13 protein-coding genes are annotated in these 15,637 nt (G+C 64.1%); 5 read left to right on the plus strand and 8 right to left on the minus strand.

Annotation, left to right across the window (positions count from 1 at the left end; translation table 11 throughout):
• Positions 1–148 precede the first annotated feature (148 nt).
• Positions 149–1,210, minus strand: coding sequence for a type 2 isopentenyl-diphosphate Delta-isomerase (gene fni / locus B1756_RS08050; RefSeq protein ID WP_086888073.1), 1,062 nt, complete (start codon positions 1,208–1,210; stop codon positions 149–151).
• Between the two features lie 432 nt (positions 1,211–1,642).
• Here fni and B1756_RS08055 point away from each other — a divergent pair, with 432 nt between their 5' ends.
• Positions 1,643–2,434 carry a hypothetical protein gene (locus B1756_RS08055; protein WP_152031277.1) on the plus strand — a complete coding sequence of 264 codons (792 nt, stop codon included), beginning with the start codon at positions 1,643–1,645 and terminating at the stop codon, positions 2,432–2,434.
• Between the two features lie 10 nt (positions 2,435–2,444).
• Here the strand turns inward: B1756_RS08055 and rpiA are convergent, their stop codons facing one another.
• The 3 genes from rpiA to B1756_RS08070 are packed head-to-tail and all read right to left on the minus strand — an operon-like array spanning position 2,445 to position 5,181.
• Entirely contained in the window at positions 2,445–3,152 is a 708-nt protein-coding gene (gene rpiA / locus B1756_RS08060; RefSeq protein ID WP_086888075.1) for a ribose-5-phosphate isomerase RpiA, read from the minus strand.
• Between the two features lie 57 nt (positions 3,153–3,209).
• The gene (locus tag B1756_RS08065; protein ID WP_086888076.1) at positions 3,210–3,890 is read right to left on the minus strand and encodes a DUF5518 domain-containing protein; all 681 of its coding nucleotides are present in this window, start codon (positions 3,888–3,890) and stop codon (positions 3,210–3,212) included.
• Positions 3,891–3,939: 49 nt separating this feature from the next.
• A complete protein-coding gene (locus B1756_RS08070) occupies positions 3,940–5,181 on the minus strand; it encodes an AI-2E family transporter (RefSeq protein ID WP_086888077.1) in 1,242 nt (413 codons plus the stop codon).
• A gap of 160 nt (positions 5,182–5,341) precedes the next feature.
• On the opposite strand from B1756_RS08070, the gene B1756_RS08075 reads away from it, so the two are divergent.
• Complete coding sequence (locus tag B1756_RS08075) at positions 5,342–6,532, plus strand: thiamine ABC transporter substrate-binding protein (RefSeq protein ID WP_086888078.1); 1,191 nt, start codon at positions 5,342–5,344, stop codon at positions 6,530–6,532.
• Positions 6,533–6,593: 61 nt separating this feature from the next.
• Positions 6,594–6,953: a hypothetical protein gene (locus B1756_RS08080; RefSeq protein WP_086890099.1), complete on the plus strand. Its 360-nt coding sequence runs from the start codon at positions 6,594–6,596 to the stop codon at positions 6,951–6,953.
• 139 nt (positions 6,954–7,092) lie between these two features.
• Here the strand turns inward: B1756_RS08080 and B1756_RS08085 are convergent, their stop codons facing one another.
• Entirely contained in the window at positions 7,093–7,473 is a 381-nt protein-coding gene (locus B1756_RS08085; RefSeq protein ID WP_086888079.1) for a hypothetical protein, read from the minus strand.
• 239 nt (positions 7,474–7,712) lie between these two features.
• Positions 7,713–8,891: an aspartate kinase gene (locus B1756_RS08090; protein WP_086888080.1), complete on the minus strand. Its 1,179-nt coding sequence runs from the start codon at positions 8,889–8,891 to the stop codon at positions 7,713–7,715.
• 240 nt (positions 8,892–9,131) lie between these two features.
• Between B1756_RS08090 and B1756_RS08095 the strand changes: the two genes are divergently transcribed.
• Positions 9,132–9,569: a hypothetical protein gene (locus B1756_RS08095; RefSeq protein WP_086888081.1), complete on the plus strand. Its 438-nt coding sequence runs from the start codon at positions 9,132–9,134 to the stop codon at positions 9,567–9,569.
• Between the two features lie 197 nt (positions 9,570–9,766).
• On the opposite strand, the gene B1756_RS08100 is transcribed toward B1756_RS08095, so the two are convergent.
• On the minus strand, positions 9,767–11,371 hold the full coding sequence (locus B1756_RS08100) for a DNA-directed DNA polymerase II small subunit (RefSeq protein WP_086888082.1): 1,605 nt from the start codon (positions 11,369–11,371) through the stop codon (positions 9,767–9,769).
• Between the two features lie 73 nt (positions 11,372–11,444).
• Here B1756_RS08100 and B1756_RS08105 point away from each other — a divergent pair, with 73 nt between their 5' ends.
• On the plus strand, positions 11,445–12,344 hold the full coding sequence (locus B1756_RS08105) for a S24/S26 family peptidase (protein WP_394340696.1): 900 nt from the start codon (positions 11,445–11,447) through the stop codon (positions 12,342–12,344).
• A gap of 117 nt (positions 12,345–12,461) precedes the next feature.
• On the opposite strand, the gene B1756_RS08110 is transcribed toward B1756_RS08105, so the two are convergent.
• The gene (locus B1756_RS08110; RefSeq protein WP_086890100.1) at positions 12,462–14,387 is read right to left on the minus strand and encodes a Cdc6/Cdc18 family protein; all 1,926 of its coding nucleotides are present in this window, start codon (positions 14,385–14,387) and stop codon (positions 12,462–12,464) included.
• Positions 14,388–15,637 lie beyond the last annotated feature (1,250 nt).

Genomic DNA, 15,637 nt, shown 5'->3' on the forward strand with positions numbered 1-15,637 from the left:
GTCGGCTGCTCGGTGAGCCGCTGCTGTCTCCTCCGAACGACAGCAGTACCAGATGCAACGAGTTAGCATGACCGCCAGACTGATCCGCGATCAGGTGTACACTGACGCGCAGTGGCTACGATAACAGAAGAGAGCGACGAACGATCGGCTACCGACGTCGTTGCTCGAGATACTCCTGGGTCCGGCCGAGGACGACGTAGTCGGTCTCCCGCAGTTCCTCGACGGTCGCCGAGCCCGTCACGAACATCGCGGTCCGAAATTCGAGTTCGAGGGTCTCGAGCAGGTCGACCACCGCGTCGGTGCCCTGCCCGGCCGGCGAGAGGAACGGTTTGGCGAGTCCACCCGCGCGAGCGCCCAGTGCGATCGCTTTCGCCACGTCGAGCCCAGATCGAACGCCGCCGCTGGCGATGACGCAGTCGTGTTCGTCGGCCGCCTCGAGCGTGCTGACGGCCGTCGGAACGCCCCAGGCGCGGAATCGCTGTCCGACCTGTTCCTGGCGGTCGGCACCGACGGCTGCCGCCCGGTAGGCCTCGATACCCGACCACGTCGTGCCACCCTTGCCCGCGACGTCGATGGCGTCGACGCCAGCTTCGGCGAGCCGTCGGGCCGTGTCGCGAGCAATCCCGTTGCCCGTCTCCTTGACGACGACGGGGACCGAGAGGTCGCTCGCGACGGCCTCGATCGCCTCGAGACAGCCCCGGGCGTCGACGTCGCCCTCTGGCTGGACGGCCTCCTGTAAGAAGTTGAGGTGGATTGCCATCGCATCGGCGTCGATCATGTCGACGGCCGCCTCGACGTCAGCGACGTCGTACTCGAGCAACTGGGCCGCACCCACGTTGCCGTAGAGGAAGGCGTCCGGGGCGACGTCCCGGACGACGGTGTAGGACTCGAGGAGAGCCTCGTCGTCGAGCTCGAGGCCGGCACGCTGGCTGCCGACGCCCATGGCGACGTTCTGTTCCTGGGCGGCTTCCGCGAGCGCGCGGTTGATCTTGGTCGTCGCCGGGTGGCCCCCGGTCATGCTCTCGATGACGATGGGGGCCGCGAGTTCGTGCCCGAACAGCGTCGTCGTCGTGTCGATCTCGTCGCGATGGATCTCAGGCAGCGCCTCGTGGACGAGGTCGACGTCGGCAAACCCCGTCCCCGAGGTCTCGACGTCCTCTTCTTCGATGATTCGGATGTGGTCGTCTTTCCTGTCGGATGTCTCGGGCATCGAATCGTCTCCAGTGGAGCCTAGCACGACGGGATTGAAAAGGTGTCCATCGACGTCTCCGCGTCTGCCCCGATCGCTCGACCGATAGTTTCGGTGACCGACCTGTTCTCGAGGCGAAACGAAGGGGTTGCAGTGGCGGGGATGCTGCCGCTCCAGATGCGCCCCCACTGTCACAGATTTTGCCACCGGAAACGTTCAGGAGACGAAGACGACCGACCACGCGAACACAGGTTACTCGATCGACATATTGAATAGCGCACGGGAAAACCGTTACACCGACCCATGTCCCCGCTTGACCTCCTCCCGCGCCTGAAGACGAGGGTATGCGCTCGCACTATGTATCAGGTGCTTCGTGACGCCCTCCGAGACGAGTCTCTGCGGATACCAATCCTCGTCGGACTCGTTACGGTCCCGATCACCGTCGGGCAGTCCATGGGGTCCGTCGTCACCGGACCCGGAACGTTCGACGCCACCATTTCGGGTGGACCGTTCCCGCTCGCAGGCATCCTCGTCGGCCTCTACGCCACCCGTCGGCCGGTCGACGCGAAACGCGCCGGCGTCTGGACCGGACTCGCCGCTTCGATCGCCGTACTTCTGGTCTACGGCCTCGGCTCGATCTCGACCATCCTCGCGACGAGCTGGCCGCTGGCCGCGGTTGCGATCGTCCTCGCACCCCTCACCATCGCCTTTGGCGTCGGTGTCGTCGTCCTCCTCACCACAGTCCCGGCGGTCGGAACCCACTGGCTGGTGACCAGACTCCGGCACGATCACCGCGTTCGGCGGGACGACGAAGGCGAGGATACTGGCGGTGAACCACGCTCCCCGGGGTCGACGTGGCGACCCGTGCTCGCGTGCTACGCAGTTGCCGCACCGATCGTCCTCCTGCTCGCGCTGGTCGTCCACCCCGACGGATTCACAGGTGGTCTTCTCGTCGCACTGTCGATCGTGATCCTGTTTCTGCTCTCACTCGTCACCCTTCCCGCACTGTTCGCCGACGCAACCCATCCCCGAAACGCCACCGACTGGCTCCCCCAGGTCTGGCTCTACGTCGGCGGCCCACTCGTCGCCACGGCACTCGTCTACGCCGTCGCCACGGCTCGAGCGGCGGACTTCCCGACCGGCTACGCACAGTATGGGTACCTGATCACACTCTGGATCGCCGTGGCGGTCTACCTGATGAACGAGCGTCGGCGCGGCGACCGCCAGCGCGCCAGTCCGTCCTGAAACACTGCGATCAGTACGCCCGGATCTCGACGCCGTCGTCGGTCCCGACGTAGGTTGCGTCGGCCAGCCCGACGAACAGTCCGTGCTCGAGTACGCCCGGGATCGCCGAGAGGTCGCGGGCGAGGTCGGCAGGTGACTCGATCGCGCCGAAATCACAGTCGAGTACGAGATTTCCGTTATCGGTGACGACCGGACCGTCCTTGCGCTCGGCCGCCCGGAGCGTCGGCTCACCACCGAGGACACGCGCACGATCGGCGGCGACGGTGCGAGCGTCGGGCAGCACCTCGAGCGGGACCGAACGGTCGAGCCTCGCGGTCAGTTTCGACGGGTCGGCGACGACGACGAATCGGTCTGCCGCCGCGTCGACGAGTTTCTCCCGGGAATGGGCTGCGCCGCCACCCTTGATCAGCGTGCCGTGAGCGGTCGCGTCTGGATCGTCGACCACCTGATCGGCGCCGTCGATGGCGAGGTCGACGCGGTCGACGGCATCGAGCGTCGTCAGCGGAATCCCCACCTCGAGTGCGAGTTGCCGGGACTGAAACGACGTCGGGATTGCCCGGATCTCGAGGCCGTCGGCGACGGCGTCGCCGATCGCCTCGATCGCGTAGGCCGCCGTCGAGCCGGTCCCGAGCCCGACGACGGTACCGTCTTCGACCTCCTCGGCTGCCCGTTCACCAGCACGGCGTTTCGCCGCCGCGTCGCCACCTGCCGTTTTCATCTGTTGTTCTCTCACGCGCGCGGAAGGGGCAAAAGCGTTGATCCCTCGGGCGCGGCGCTACTCTCGATCCGTTTCGGGGTCGGCGTCGCGGTCGGCGCGGTCTGACTCCGCCCGAGCGCACTCGTCGTGCCAGCGAGCCTGATCGCCCGGGCCTCGAGATCCCTCGTCGAGGTCGTGGTCCGGAGGGGGAGACCGTGGCCCCGACGGCGTCCGCGGTTCGTGTGCGTCGTCCCACGGCTGTGGGTCGTCTGCGCGTCCGGTCCACTGATTCGAGTCCTGCGGTGGTCGCTGCGCCCCGGAACCGTCGCTCGAGCGAGCGCCGCGCGGGCGGTCCGACAGCCCGATCGATCGGCGGGTACTCACCCTGCGGTCCGGGTACTCTCTGGCGAGTGCAGCGCCGAGGAACCCGCCGACCAGTGCCAGCCCGACGGTGTAGATCAGGATCGTCGCGAACGCGAGGACGACGCCGACGAACAGGACGGCCGCTCCCTCGATCGGGATCGCCGCGAACGCCGTTCCGAACCCGACGAACGCGAGCGCGAGCAAGGCGATGCCCGCTGCCGGGAGGAACGTGATCGCACCTGCCAGTGCGCCGGCGAGCGCGCCATCCCGGTGATTCGGACCCTCGAGGAAGCCGGCCACGGCGCCGCCGATGACCGTCGAGAACGGGATGAACGAGAGAAGGATGCCGACGATGGCTCCCACGATCGCGTGCACGAGTGTCCCGTGGGTACTCATATGACACCATACGACGACCATCGGCAAAAAGTGGTGGTTACGACACGAGTTACCGGTCGTTTTCCCCGCCAGCGTCCGCAGGATCTGCATCACTGGCCACACTCGAGTCGGGGGCGGAGTCGTCGTAGGTGGTCACGGTCGCCGTCGCAGCGTCGGCAGGCGATTCACTGTCGTCGCCGTCGTCGTCGGAATCGGCGTCGAACTCGACGGGACCAGCCGGTTCGTCCGTCTCGTCGTCGACCGCCTCGAGTTCGTCTTCGACGAGTTCGGTGAAGCTGGTCTCGAGGTTGACCTCGTCTGCGAGGAGGTCGACGGCCTCGACGAAAACGGCGACGATCAGCGGGCCGACGACGATCCCGATCGGGCCGAGCGTGAAGAGCCCGCCCGTGAAGCCGACGAAGTAGAGGCTTCCGGGAAGGCCAGCCGATCGCCGTGCGAGTCGCGGACGGACGGCGATGTCGGGGAGCCACGCCACGAGCGCGATCCCAAAGACGCCGACGAGCGCGGCGGCCAGCAACTCACCGGCCGCGACGTGGTAGGCCGCGACCGGGACGATCAGGAGACTCGGCCCGATGATCGGGACGAACTGCAAGATTGCCGCGATCACCGCCATCGTAAACGGGATCTCGTAGCCGAGCGCCCAGAAGAGCGGATACCCGATCACGAACGTCGCCATAGAGGTCGCCAGTTGCAACACGTAAATCGCGTACAGCGTCTCTCGAGCGCGTCCGGCGAGCGCGTAGACCACGTCGCGGTAGGCTGGCGGGACGGGCGCGACTGCGGCCTTTCCCGCAGCGTCCCCCTTGAGCAACAGCCCGAACAGCAAGATTGCAAACAGCGCGAACTTGATTCCCAGCACCGGCAACTGCGTCGCAATCGCGACTGTCACGTCCATGAGGACGTCGATCGCGAGCGCCTGTGCCTCCGCGGCGTCGATCGTGTACGTGTACTCGAACGCTGTCACCGGAATCTCCGGCGGCAGCGACTCGAGAATGGCGATCACCTGGTCGACACGGACGACGAGGGTGTACACGATCGGGGCGAACACCGCAACGGCACCGGCGAATCCAATCAGCGTCGCCGCGGCGGCAGCGAACCACTCGCTCAGCCCGCGCCTGACGAACCAGCCATGGACGGGGATCAGAACGTACGCGACCGTGAGCGCGAACAGGATCGTCCCGAGTACCTCGAGCAAGATTGCGGCCGTGATCGCCCCCAGCGCGACGACGATCCCCGCGAGGACGTACCGTCGCGTCCGGTCTGGATTTCGAGTATCCCCGGTAGTCGTCACAGGAACGACTCTCGTTGAATCGGTAAAGTCTTTCTCACCAACCTGGATCGTCCCGGTCACGCAGCAGCGAGCGTCTTCACGAGTATCCGGGGGTCCCGGATCGAGCCAGAACCGACGATGCGGGAACGAGTATAAGCCGCCAGAGTACGAGTATCAGACAATGAGACGACGGCCGTTTCTCGCCGGCGTATCCGGGTCAGCCGTGGTCGGACTCGCAGGATGTGCGACGTTCGACAACGACGATCCGGACGACGATGCGACGGTCCCCGAGGTCGAAGACGACGCCGACGAGGTCGAGAGCGACGGCCCCCTCCGTATCGCCACCTACAGTTCCATGGTGACCGGCGAGGAGTCCTTCGGCAGATGGCTCACCGACGCCTTCGAATCTGCGTACCCGGACGCCGAACTCGAGTGGACGGTCCCCAACTCGGGTATCGATCACTACCGTCAGCGGGCCAGCTTCGGCGCCGGAATCGACGCGGACGTCTACCTCGGCCTCTCGGCAACAGACCTCGCGCTCGTCGACGACGTCGAGATCGCGCGCGAGGCTGACGACGACGCAGACGACGCCGACCCAAACGACGAGGAACTCCCCGCCGACGGTTCGCTGTTCGAACCACTCGATCACACTCGGCTCGAGCGTCGTGACGACCTCCGCGAAGACCTCGAGATACCCTTCGGTGGTGGAATCTCGGACGTCGTTCCGGTCGGCTACGGCTACGTCACGCCCGTGGTCGACGATCGTGAACTCGACCTCCTCGAGACCGAGTCGCTCGCCGACCTCCCCGGGGCCGTCGCCGACGACGGCCTCCTCGTCCAGCATCCCCGGTACTCGACGCCCGGCCGTGCGTTTCTCTGCTGGACCGTCGCCGCCGCTGGCGACGATTTCCTCGAGTTCTGGCGCACACTTTCGGATGGCGACCTCGAGATTCGCGATCAGTGGACCGACTCCTACGAGGCGTATCTGGCTGGCGACAGTCCGATGGTCGTCTCCTACTCGACCGACCGGGTCGGAGCCGTCGACGACGGCCGCGACCTCGCGGGCCACCGGGTACTCACGCCGGCCGACCGGGGGTACCTGACCGTCGAAGGCGCGGCGATCGTCGCCGGAACGGAACAACCGGACCTCGCGTACGCGTTCCTGAACTTCCTGCACACCGACGAGGTCCAGACCGAACTCGCCGTTCGAAACCGCCAGTTTCCGGCGATAGAGCCCGAGGTACTCGATCGACCCGCCCTCGTCCGGGAGTACGCCGTCGAACCCGAGACTCCAGTAACGATTCCGTACGAGGAACTCACCACGAATCTCGAGAGCTGGATCGACGAGTGGGAGCGAGAAATCCCCACCTGAGCCGACCGAGCCGGGAGATACCGGGTCCATGTTTACGGCGACGGACGTGGTGGCGCCGTCCGTGCAGCTCAAATCACTCCTCACTGGCAACCCGTCGCGAACGTCGAAACTCTACCTGGGGATCGGCCTGCTCTCGCTGATCAAGGCCATCGCCGTCCGTGACGACCGGAACCGGTTCAAGCGAGAACTCGTCGACGCAGGGCTCTACCTCGCGATCGGCGTCGCGCTCCACCGATACGCTCGCTTTACGGAACGAAAACGGACAGAACTCCAGTCGCAGGCCCCCGACTGGCTGACCGGCATCGTCGGTGACCAGAGCGGCTCGAGCGGGCAGGGGCCAGTCGGCCGACTCACTGGCGAGACGACGTCGCAGTCTGAATCGTCCTCGGTGAGCGACCGGGTTCGCGGAATGCTCGCCTAGTACCGTTCCAGGCGTCGACTGCAGAGTCGAACCGACCTGCGGCGACGGATCCGACCCAGCAGTTCAGGCGTGGACCGCCACTAGACAGGTCGGTGCGACCCCGGTCGGCGCGGTAGTCGACTCGAGTGGCCCGTCGGGATCAGCCGGCGTTCGGGGCTCCGAATCGGTCGTCACCGATCCGCGTCGTGGTCGGATCAGGACCGACGAGTTCGAACCCGTCGTCGGCCCCGGCGCGCTCGTCGCGACGGCCGTCAGTCGATCCGGTCGTCGGTCGACCGCGCTGAAGAGCCCTGAGCCGTTCCGTCGCCCGTTCGACAGATCGATCCTGCCGGCAGATGACCGTGTCCGGGTGGCCGACGAACGTCCAGTCGGCTCCTGTAGTGTGGTTCGAGGTGGTGGACTCGGCTGGGGCGGTCGGGAACATCTCCTCGGGTGAGTCGATGCCGTACGCCTCGAGCACCGCGTCCGGGTCCGGCTCGACGTACTCGAAGACGGTCCGTCCCGTGTGCTCCGATGTCATACGAGGCGAACCACCGGGACCACCCTTCGTTACGATCCAATTACCGTAAATTGAACGGTGGTTTTCACCGGTGTTCGAAATCGCAGACGGCCCGACGGTAAGGAACGCATTCCCGTTCACCGGCACCCTCGAGTCTGCCGGTCGGACGGTCGATCGGACAGCTAACCTCGATCGACCGCGAACCGAACGCGAGTTGGAGACGGATCCGTGACGGGACAAATGCGGTGCCCGTCGACGGATCAGAAGAGGTCCTGTGTGATCTCCAGGGTCTTCTCGCCGTCCTCCCAGTTGACGAACAGGGCGACGCTCGTCGCGCTGGTGATGACGTCCTGAAGGTGGATGCGTTCGTCGGCCAGCGGCGTTACGATCTCGCTGATGATCCCCGGCTGGTCGGGGATCGCACCGCCGGTGACGCGAACGACGGCGATCGGCGAGTCGACGGTCACGCTCGAGAGTTCGTCCCGGGCGATGACCTCCCGGTGGAGGACGTTCTCGCCTCGCTGGGCGTCTTCCTCGTCGATGTAGAAGGTTACCGAGTCCATCCCGCTGGCGACGGCGTCGACGTTGATCTCTTCGTCGGCGAGCGACGAGGAGAGGTGGTGGAAGATCCCCGGCTGGTTACGGATCGCCCGGCCAGCGACGGTGAGACAGGCCAGCGGCCGTTCTCGCAGGTCGACGAGGTTCTCGAACTCGCCTTCGATGCTCGTGCCACCGGCCATCAGGTCGCCGTGCTGGTAGTGGACCACGCGCACGTCGAGATTGCCGTCCTTGTACGACAGCGCGGAGGGCGCGACGACTTCAGCACCGCGGAACGAGAGGTTTCGCAGTTCGTCGACCGAGATTTCGCCGACGTTGCGCGCGCCTTCGACGACGCGCGGGTCGCCGGTCATCACACCCTCGACGTCGGTCACGATGACGACCTCGTCGGCCTCCATGTACTTGCCCATCATGACGGCCGTCGTGTCGCTGCCACCGCGACCGAGGGTGGTGACCGAGCCGTCGTTTCCTTCCGCGAGGAAACCCGTCAGGACGGGAACGGTGTCATCGAGGTCGTCTGCGATCTCGAGTGCGCGTTTCTGGGTCTCTTCGACGTCGACCTCGCCGTACTCGTCGGTGATGACCGGCCAGCCATCGGCGCCGGGCTCGAGGAAGGTCGCGTCGATTCCCCGGGCCGAGAGGGCGGCTTTGAGCATGCGAACGGAGGTTCGCTCGCCCATGCTGACGATCTGGGCGCGGTCCTGTTCGTCGGCCTCGAAGGTGATGTCCTCGAGGAGGTCGTCCGTGGTCGATCCCATCGCGCTGGCGACGACGGCGATCTCGTGGCCGTCTTCGACCGCCTTGGCGACGGAGTCGGCCGCCCGGTTGATCCGGTCGCCGCTACCGAGACTGGTGCCGCCGAACTTCGCGACTACGCGCATACTGACACCTCGAGTGGAACGTGGCTGTGCCGCGATGCTCGCTTACCGGTGGCGTGGCTCATACCCAGCCCGTTACCAGAGCGTGCAAATAACTGTGTCCCATTGGATCTGGACCGCCTCGAGGCTGACTGTCCAGTTTGCTAAGGAATCGTCGTCGATCACTCGATCGTCGATCGGGCCACCGAACCCAGCCGAACGGGATACGGGATTTATGGTCGTGCGCGCCATTACCACACGACGATGAACGTCCGGGACGCCCTCGAGGCCGACGCCGACGCGCTGGCGGCAATCGCGGATTCACCGACCGACGTGATGCGCAATCTCGTCCACGACCGGACGGTCCGCGTCGCAGCCGACGGGACCCACGATCCCCACGCCGACGTCGATGGGTCGCAGTACGACGGCTCCGATCCGGACGACCTCCTCGGGTTCATCAGTTTCGACGCCCGGGACGACACCGTCCACGTCACCCAGCTCGACGGGACGCCCGAGGCCTGTAAACGCCTGCTCGCCGAACCCGTCCGATTCGCCGACCGCGAGTCGATGGCCGTCGAGGTCCTCGTCACGCCGGGCAGCGAAGGTATCGAGAACGCCGCCGACGAACTCGGATTCGAGCGACACGGCTTCGGCCCCCGATTTCAGGGCGAGCGGACGGTACGGTTTCGACTGGAACGATAAGTACACGGTACGGATCAACGGCACTGATTTCTACCGCGAGCAGCCACAGGCTGCGAGCGTGCCGACGACTGACTCGGAGAGAGCGAAGCGAACGAAGAGGAGGGAGGAGTGCTTTTGATCGACATTTTGCCGAGCGTCGTGACGACGGACGCCAGCGGTACTGGCGTCCTCGTCACAGAGCGTAGCGCAAAAGGTCGTTAACTGAACTTCTGGACCGTCACCTCGAGCGTGTCGAGGTCGACGATGGGGGCGTAGCCGGAGTCGGGGTCGATGTTGACGCTCTTCTGGAAGTCGGTCTGGGCCTGCCAGCACCCGGAGTTGATCGCGAGCACGTCGTGGTACTTTCCGAAGCCGAGTTTGTGGACGTGGCCGGTGTGGAAGATGTCCGGCACCTCGTCGATGACGAGGTAATCTTTCTCTTCGGGTGCGAGCCGGGTGTGGCCCCCGAACTGCGGGGCGACGTGGCGCTTTTTCAGGAGGTGGTACATCGCCTTGTGAGGCTCGTCGTAGCTGGCCTTTTCCTCCGGCAATTCGGCGATCACCTCGTCAAGCGAGACGCCGTGGTACATGAGGACGGAGACACCCTCGAGAGTAACCATCGACGGATTGGAGACGATGCGGGCGTCGTGGGCGGTCATGATCTCCCGGATGTCCTCGTCGAATCCCGGCTGGGGTTCTGCGAGCCGAACCGCGTCGTGGTTGCCGGGGATCATGACGATCTCGACGTCCCCCGGCACGAGTTTGAGGTACTCGCTGAACGCCTCGTACTGCTCGTAGATGTCGACGATGTCGAGTTCCTCGTCCTGGTTCGGGTAGACCCCGACGCCCTCGACCATGTCGCCGGCGATCAACAGGTACTCGACGTGCTGAGCTGCGGGGGTGTGCAGCCAGTCGGCGAAGGCCGTCCAGGCGTCGTGCATGAACTCCTGACTGCCGACGTGAACGTCACTGATCAGCGCCGCCTGGACGTGACGGTCGGCAGTCGACGGCTCGTGCGTCCGGGGTACGTCCGGGAAGAACATCGAATCGACGAAGGCGATTCCCGAATCCCCAGAGAGCGTCCCCTCCATCGCCAGCACCTCGTCACAGAGCAGTTCCTCGACGAGGTCGGCGTACTGGCGGTCTTTCATCACGAGCCACGGGAAGGTCCCGGTGGCGTCCTCGAGTTCGATCAGCCAGTGACCGCTCGCGGTCGAACGAACGTCGTTGACCAGCCCGACCATCGCGACCTCCTCACCGCCGGGCATGTCCTCGATCGTCGCCGCGGGACGGTGGTTGACCCGCCCACGGAGCTTCGAGCCGAGGCGCTCGAGGCGGTCCCGGAAGACCGACACGAAATCCTCGTACTCGCCGGTCCCGGTACTCTCGCCGGTCATGTCGTTTGCGATCTCGAGCGATCGCAGGGCCGGGTCGGCAGATCGACCCGCGTCAGTAGACCCCCCCGTTTCGACTGGAGACGGCGATGGAGATTCACCCGAATGGGTGGGGGTCGCTCCAGTTGAAACGGAGGGGTCGGCGTCCCCGGCGTCGGGAACTTGATCTCGGTCGTTGCTCCCTGCAGGAGCCGCCGCCGAGGAGCCATCGGAATCGCCAGCCGTGACGTCCTCGCGGTCGTTCGCGATCGCCGCCTCGACGTGGTCGGTCCGGATCACGAGTACGTCGTCGTCGACATTCTCGAGGACCGTCTCGAGTGCACGGGCCGGGTCGTCGGCTGCGGCGAGTTTCGTCACGGCCTCACGGTCGGCGTTGTAGCCGCAGCTTGCGAGTTCGCTGACGATACGGGCCGCTCGCTCGAGTGGCACACCACTCGTATTCGTGACCTGCGAAAAAAGGATAGCGAATCGCTCGTCGGACCGGGCGGTCGACGGCTACTCCGTGGCAGGTGCTGTCGGCGAGGGGAAAGTTGATGGCCGCCCCCGGCAAACTGCGGGAACGATGAGCGGTTCCGACGACGCCGACGCCGCCGAGGGCAACTCGAGCACCGACCCTGTGACGATCGAAGACGACGGCGTCGTCCGCTGGTTCTTCCGCAGCGAGGACGGAACGGTCGTCTTCGTGCGCGATATCCTCACGAGCGTCGCCATCGTCGCGGCGATCGGTCTGTTGCTGTTCGCGATCAGCGGGGTCTGGCCACCACTCGTCGCCGTCGAGAGCGGGAGCATGGAACCGAACATGCAACGTGGCGACCTCATCTTCGTCGTCGACGAGGATCGGTTCGTCGGTGACGACCCCGCGGCCGACACCGGGGTCGTGACACTCGAGGACGGCGAAGCGAACGGCTACGAGACGTTCGGCCAGCCCGGAGACGTGATTATCTTCGAGCCAAACGGCAATCCGGCAGCGACGCCGATCATCCACCGGGCACACTTCTGGGTCGAAGAGGACGAAAACTGGGTCGAAACCAGAGCCGACGAGGAAATCGTCGCCGGTGGAAGCTGTGACGACGTCCCGACGTGTCCGGCCCCTCACGACGGGTTCGTCACCAAAGGTGACAACAACGACGGCTACGACCAGTACGGCGGTGCCGGAAACGACGTCGTCAAACCCGAGTGGATCACCGGCAAGGCACAGCTCCGGATCCCGTGGCTCGGTCACGTCAGACTCTTCTTCGACGAACTGTTCGCCGGAATGTTGATTCCGTCCGCCGGCTCGGCTGCCGCTGGAACGGGCGGTACTGCCACTGGCATCGCTGCCGGCCACACGACGGCCGCCGGGACAGCCCTCGCGACTGCGGGAATCGGACTCGCCGCCGGTATCGACCGACGGCGTCGCTGATTGTCACAGAAATGCAAGGAGGAAGCCCACGACTTCAGTCGTGGGTGACCGACGAGCGGCAGGTGAATCAAAAATCGTACTCGAGAATCCAATACTGGACTCGAGACCGGCCGGTCGTTACTTCTGTTTCTCGAATCTCGCCTGGACGAACGGCTGGACGTCGTCGATGTCACCCAAACGCGAATCAGACGTCAGGACAGCCTCGGTCTCCTCGAGCGGGACCGAGAGGTTGATCTCCTTCGTCCGGCCGTAGCGTCCCTTCGAGACGACGACCGCGTTGACGATCCCGAGCATGTCGAGTTCGCTGATGAGGTCGGTGACGCGACGCTGGGTGAGCACGTCGGCGTCGATCTCCTCGCAGAATCGCTTGTAGATGTTGAACACCTCACCGGTGTTGATGCTGTGGACCCCGTTTTTCTCGAGGGAGATGATCGCGAAGAGGACGAGTTTGCTCTGCGTGGGGAGGGTGCGAACGACCTCGACGACGCGGTCGAGTTCGATCTTGTCCTGGGCTTCGCGCACGTGGCGTTCCTCGACGGTCTCGGCCTGCGACCGTTCGGCGAGTTCGCCCGCCGTCCGCAGGAGGTCGAGTGCTCGCCGGGCGTCCCCGTGTTCCTGTGCGGCGAACGCAGCACAGAGCGGGATCACGTCGTCCGAGAGCGCACCCGCCTTGAACGCCACGTCGGACCGGTGCTCGAGGATATCCCGGAGCTGATTCGCATCGTACGGTGGGAAGACGATCTCCTCTTCACCGAGTGAAGATTTCACCCGCGGGTCGAGGAAGTCAGTGAACTTGAGGTCGTTACTGATCCCGATGATCGATACCCGGGAGTTCTCGAGTTCGGAGTTCATCCGCGAGAGATTGTAGAGGGTGTCGTCGCCGCTTTTCTCGACGAGTTTGTCGATCTCGTCGAGCATGATCACGACCACGCGCTCGTCGTAGTCGACGGCGTCGAAGAAGACGCTGTAGACGCGGTCGGTCGGCCACCCGGTCATCGGCACCTCTTCGAACGACTCGGCGTCGTCTTCGAGTTCCTCGATTCGATCCTCGATGGCTTCGCGGGAATCGAACGGTGTCGACTCGAGTGGGTGGTCGTTTCCGCCCGGACCCCGGTTCCCTTCGACCACTTCGCGGTTGCCGTCGGCAGGACGCTCCGCGGCGTCGACGTGTTCCCGTCCGTCGGTGGCCGACTGCTGTCGAGTGGATCCCCCATCGGCCGACCCCTCTGTTTCTGGTGGAGATGGCGACTCAGTCGGTGATTCTTCCGCTGGAGTCGGTCCAGCCGAACCAGTCGAATCAACCGACCCAGCCGAACTAGCTGAATCACGGTTATCGGCAGGAGACTCTGCCTCCCGATTCTGCTGTGACGTCGGCGAGTCGGCGTGAGAACCGTGTGGGTCACGGGATGGGTTACTCGAGTGGTGATCGGGTTGGGTAGATCCGTCGACCGACGCTGGCTCCGGGCGATCCGGATCGGTCGTGGCGTCGGCTTCCGCCATGGAATCTCGTCGCTGCTCGTACTCGTCGACGGTCTCGAGCAACGACTCGAGTGAGTCGATCCGATCGTCGATCCGGGCTTCGTTCTTCTCGATGAACTTGTTCGCCAGTTGCGCGAGCACGCGATACTGGGTATCGGTCACTTCGCAGTTGATGTACTCGACGTCGCAAGGAACGCTGTACTTCTGGGAAGTGCTCTCGAGTTCCTTGCTGACGAATTTCGCGCTGGCGGTCTTCCCGGTTCCCGTCTTCCCGTAGATGAGGATGTTCGACGGGGTCTCCCCTCGGAGTGCAGCGACGAGAATCGTCGCCATCTTGTTGATCTGGTCGCTCCGGTGGGGGAGTTCGTGTGGCGTGTACGACGGGCGAAGGACTTCCTTGTTCTCGAAGATCGGTTCGCCGCTGAGCAAGTCGTCGAACAGTCCCTGGTTGGATTCGTCGTCGCCGAGATCGGAACTCTCGAACGGAGAAGAAAATCCTGCCGGTCCATCTGACTCGAGCGCGTCGTTACCCAGTGATCGTGAGTTCCTGTCGTCGTCTGACATTCGTCGGTCGTACACCCCCCTATTTCGAGTGGAGATCCAACGCCGCGACGGTGGTTTTACGGAGGTAAATGGGGTAATACGGTCCATCTACGCTCTCATCGCCCCAGCACGGATCCAGTTGATGCAAACGAACCAGAGGAACACATCGATAATAAATTTGTCCCTTCACTCCAGACGAGTTTCACGATTTCCAACGACGATGGACGGGTTGAATTCTGGTAGTTGTCAGCGGTTCAGGCCAGATTACTACCGAGAGATCCTTTACCAGTAGATTCCCACACCAACCAGCTACGACGAGCGCTCCGTCGAGGTAAACCCCTGGTTCGAACGGACGACGAGATCGGTCTCGAAAACGCGCTACAGCAACGCTTCGACTGGAGAAGTCGCTCAAAGGTTTCGTGTCGTTCGGTCGCTGTTGTCGCCCAGCCACGTTCGTGATGGTTGTTCACACTCATCGATCGGTAGCGTTCGAATCACTGACTCCGATGGGTACGCCATCGGAGAGTGGGATTGACCGAAACGACCACGACTGTGAACGCGAGTGGCCGAAACCGTCTGTGAACAGGCGTAATCGGGAACGTGACATCCAAACGCGGAGCGATACCGAGACCGAGTTTCCAGTAATAGATCGGTACACGTGAAGTGAACGACAGCGAGTGAGAGGTGTGGTGACACGCCTACTGGAGCCACTCTAGCCCCCCACCCCTTCGTTTCCACTGGAACCGTCCGAGAGAGGGTCCGGAACCGACGCTTCTAGTCTGAAAGGATTTATGTGGGTGGGTCAGAAACAATATCCGCAGTACTAGCAAATTAACGTTTGTACTAGATGAGGATGGATTTGTTACTAGGCTTAACTAGATTAGCTGCCCGATCTTCTAGAACAGGTTTCTTCTCCGAATATCCTCTCTCTACCCCTTCTACCTGCTGTTTCTGGTATCACCTTCGAGACGAACCGTTCCAGTTCCCGGATCGACTCATTCGATGGGTCCGACGATCGATCGTCTCCAGTTGAAACGAAGGGGTGGGGGTGTTCCGACCACCCCGATCGGATCCCTGATGACTTTCCACTCCTCAAACTCGACCGGACTTTCCTCTCTCCGCAACCGGATTTGCCACTCACTCTCACGCACGTCTGGTCTCACTGCTCATCCTCGCACTCATCTGGTCTCACCGCTCACCCTCACCTTCGATCGCCCGTGCCAATCAGGTATTACCTGGAGTCGTAACTCCACGATGGATACTAACTCTGA

The sequence above is a fragment of the Natrarchaeobaculum aegyptiacum genome, from assembly GCF_002156705.1.
Lineage (GTDB): Archaea > Halobacteriota > Halobacteria > Halobacteriales > Natrialbaceae > Natrarchaeobaculum > Natrarchaeobaculum aegyptiacum.

Bases quoted from the DNA above. Each gene is read 5' to 3' on its own strand.
- fni (WP_086888073.1), bottom strand. From the start codon at position 1,210: ATGCCCGAGACATCCGACAGGAAAGACGACCACATCCGAATCATCGAA.
- B1756_RS08055 (WP_152031277.1), top strand. From the start codon at position 1,643: ATGGGGTCCGTCGTCACCGGACCCGGAACGTTCGACGCCACCATTTCG.
- rpiA (WP_086888075.1), bottom strand. From the start codon at position 3,152: ATGAAAACGGCAGGTGGCGACGCGGCGGCGAAACGCCGTGCTGGTGAA.
- B1756_RS08065 (WP_086888076.1), bottom strand. From the start codon at position 3,890: ATGAGTACCCACGGGACACTCGTGCACGCGATCGTGGGAGCCATCGTC.
- B1756_RS08075 (WP_086888078.1), top strand. From the start codon at position 5,342: ATGAGACGACGGCCGTTTCTCGCCGGCGTATCCGGGTCAGCCGTGGTC.
- B1756_RS08085 (WP_086888079.1), bottom strand. From the start codon at position 7,473: ATGACATCGGAGCACACGGGACGGACCGTCTTCGAGTACGTCGAGCCG.
- B1756_RS08090 (WP_086888080.1), bottom strand. From the start codon at position 8,891: ATGCGCGTAGTCGCGAAGTTCGGCGGCACCAGTCTCGGTAGCGGCGAC.
- B1756_RS08095 (WP_086888081.1), top strand. From the start codon at position 9,132: ATGAACGTCCGGGACGCCCTCGAGGCCGACGCCGACGCGCTGGCGGCA.
- B1756_RS08110 (WP_086890100.1), bottom strand. From the start codon at position 14,387: ATGTCAGACGACGACAGGAACTCACGATCACTGGGTAACGACGCGCTC.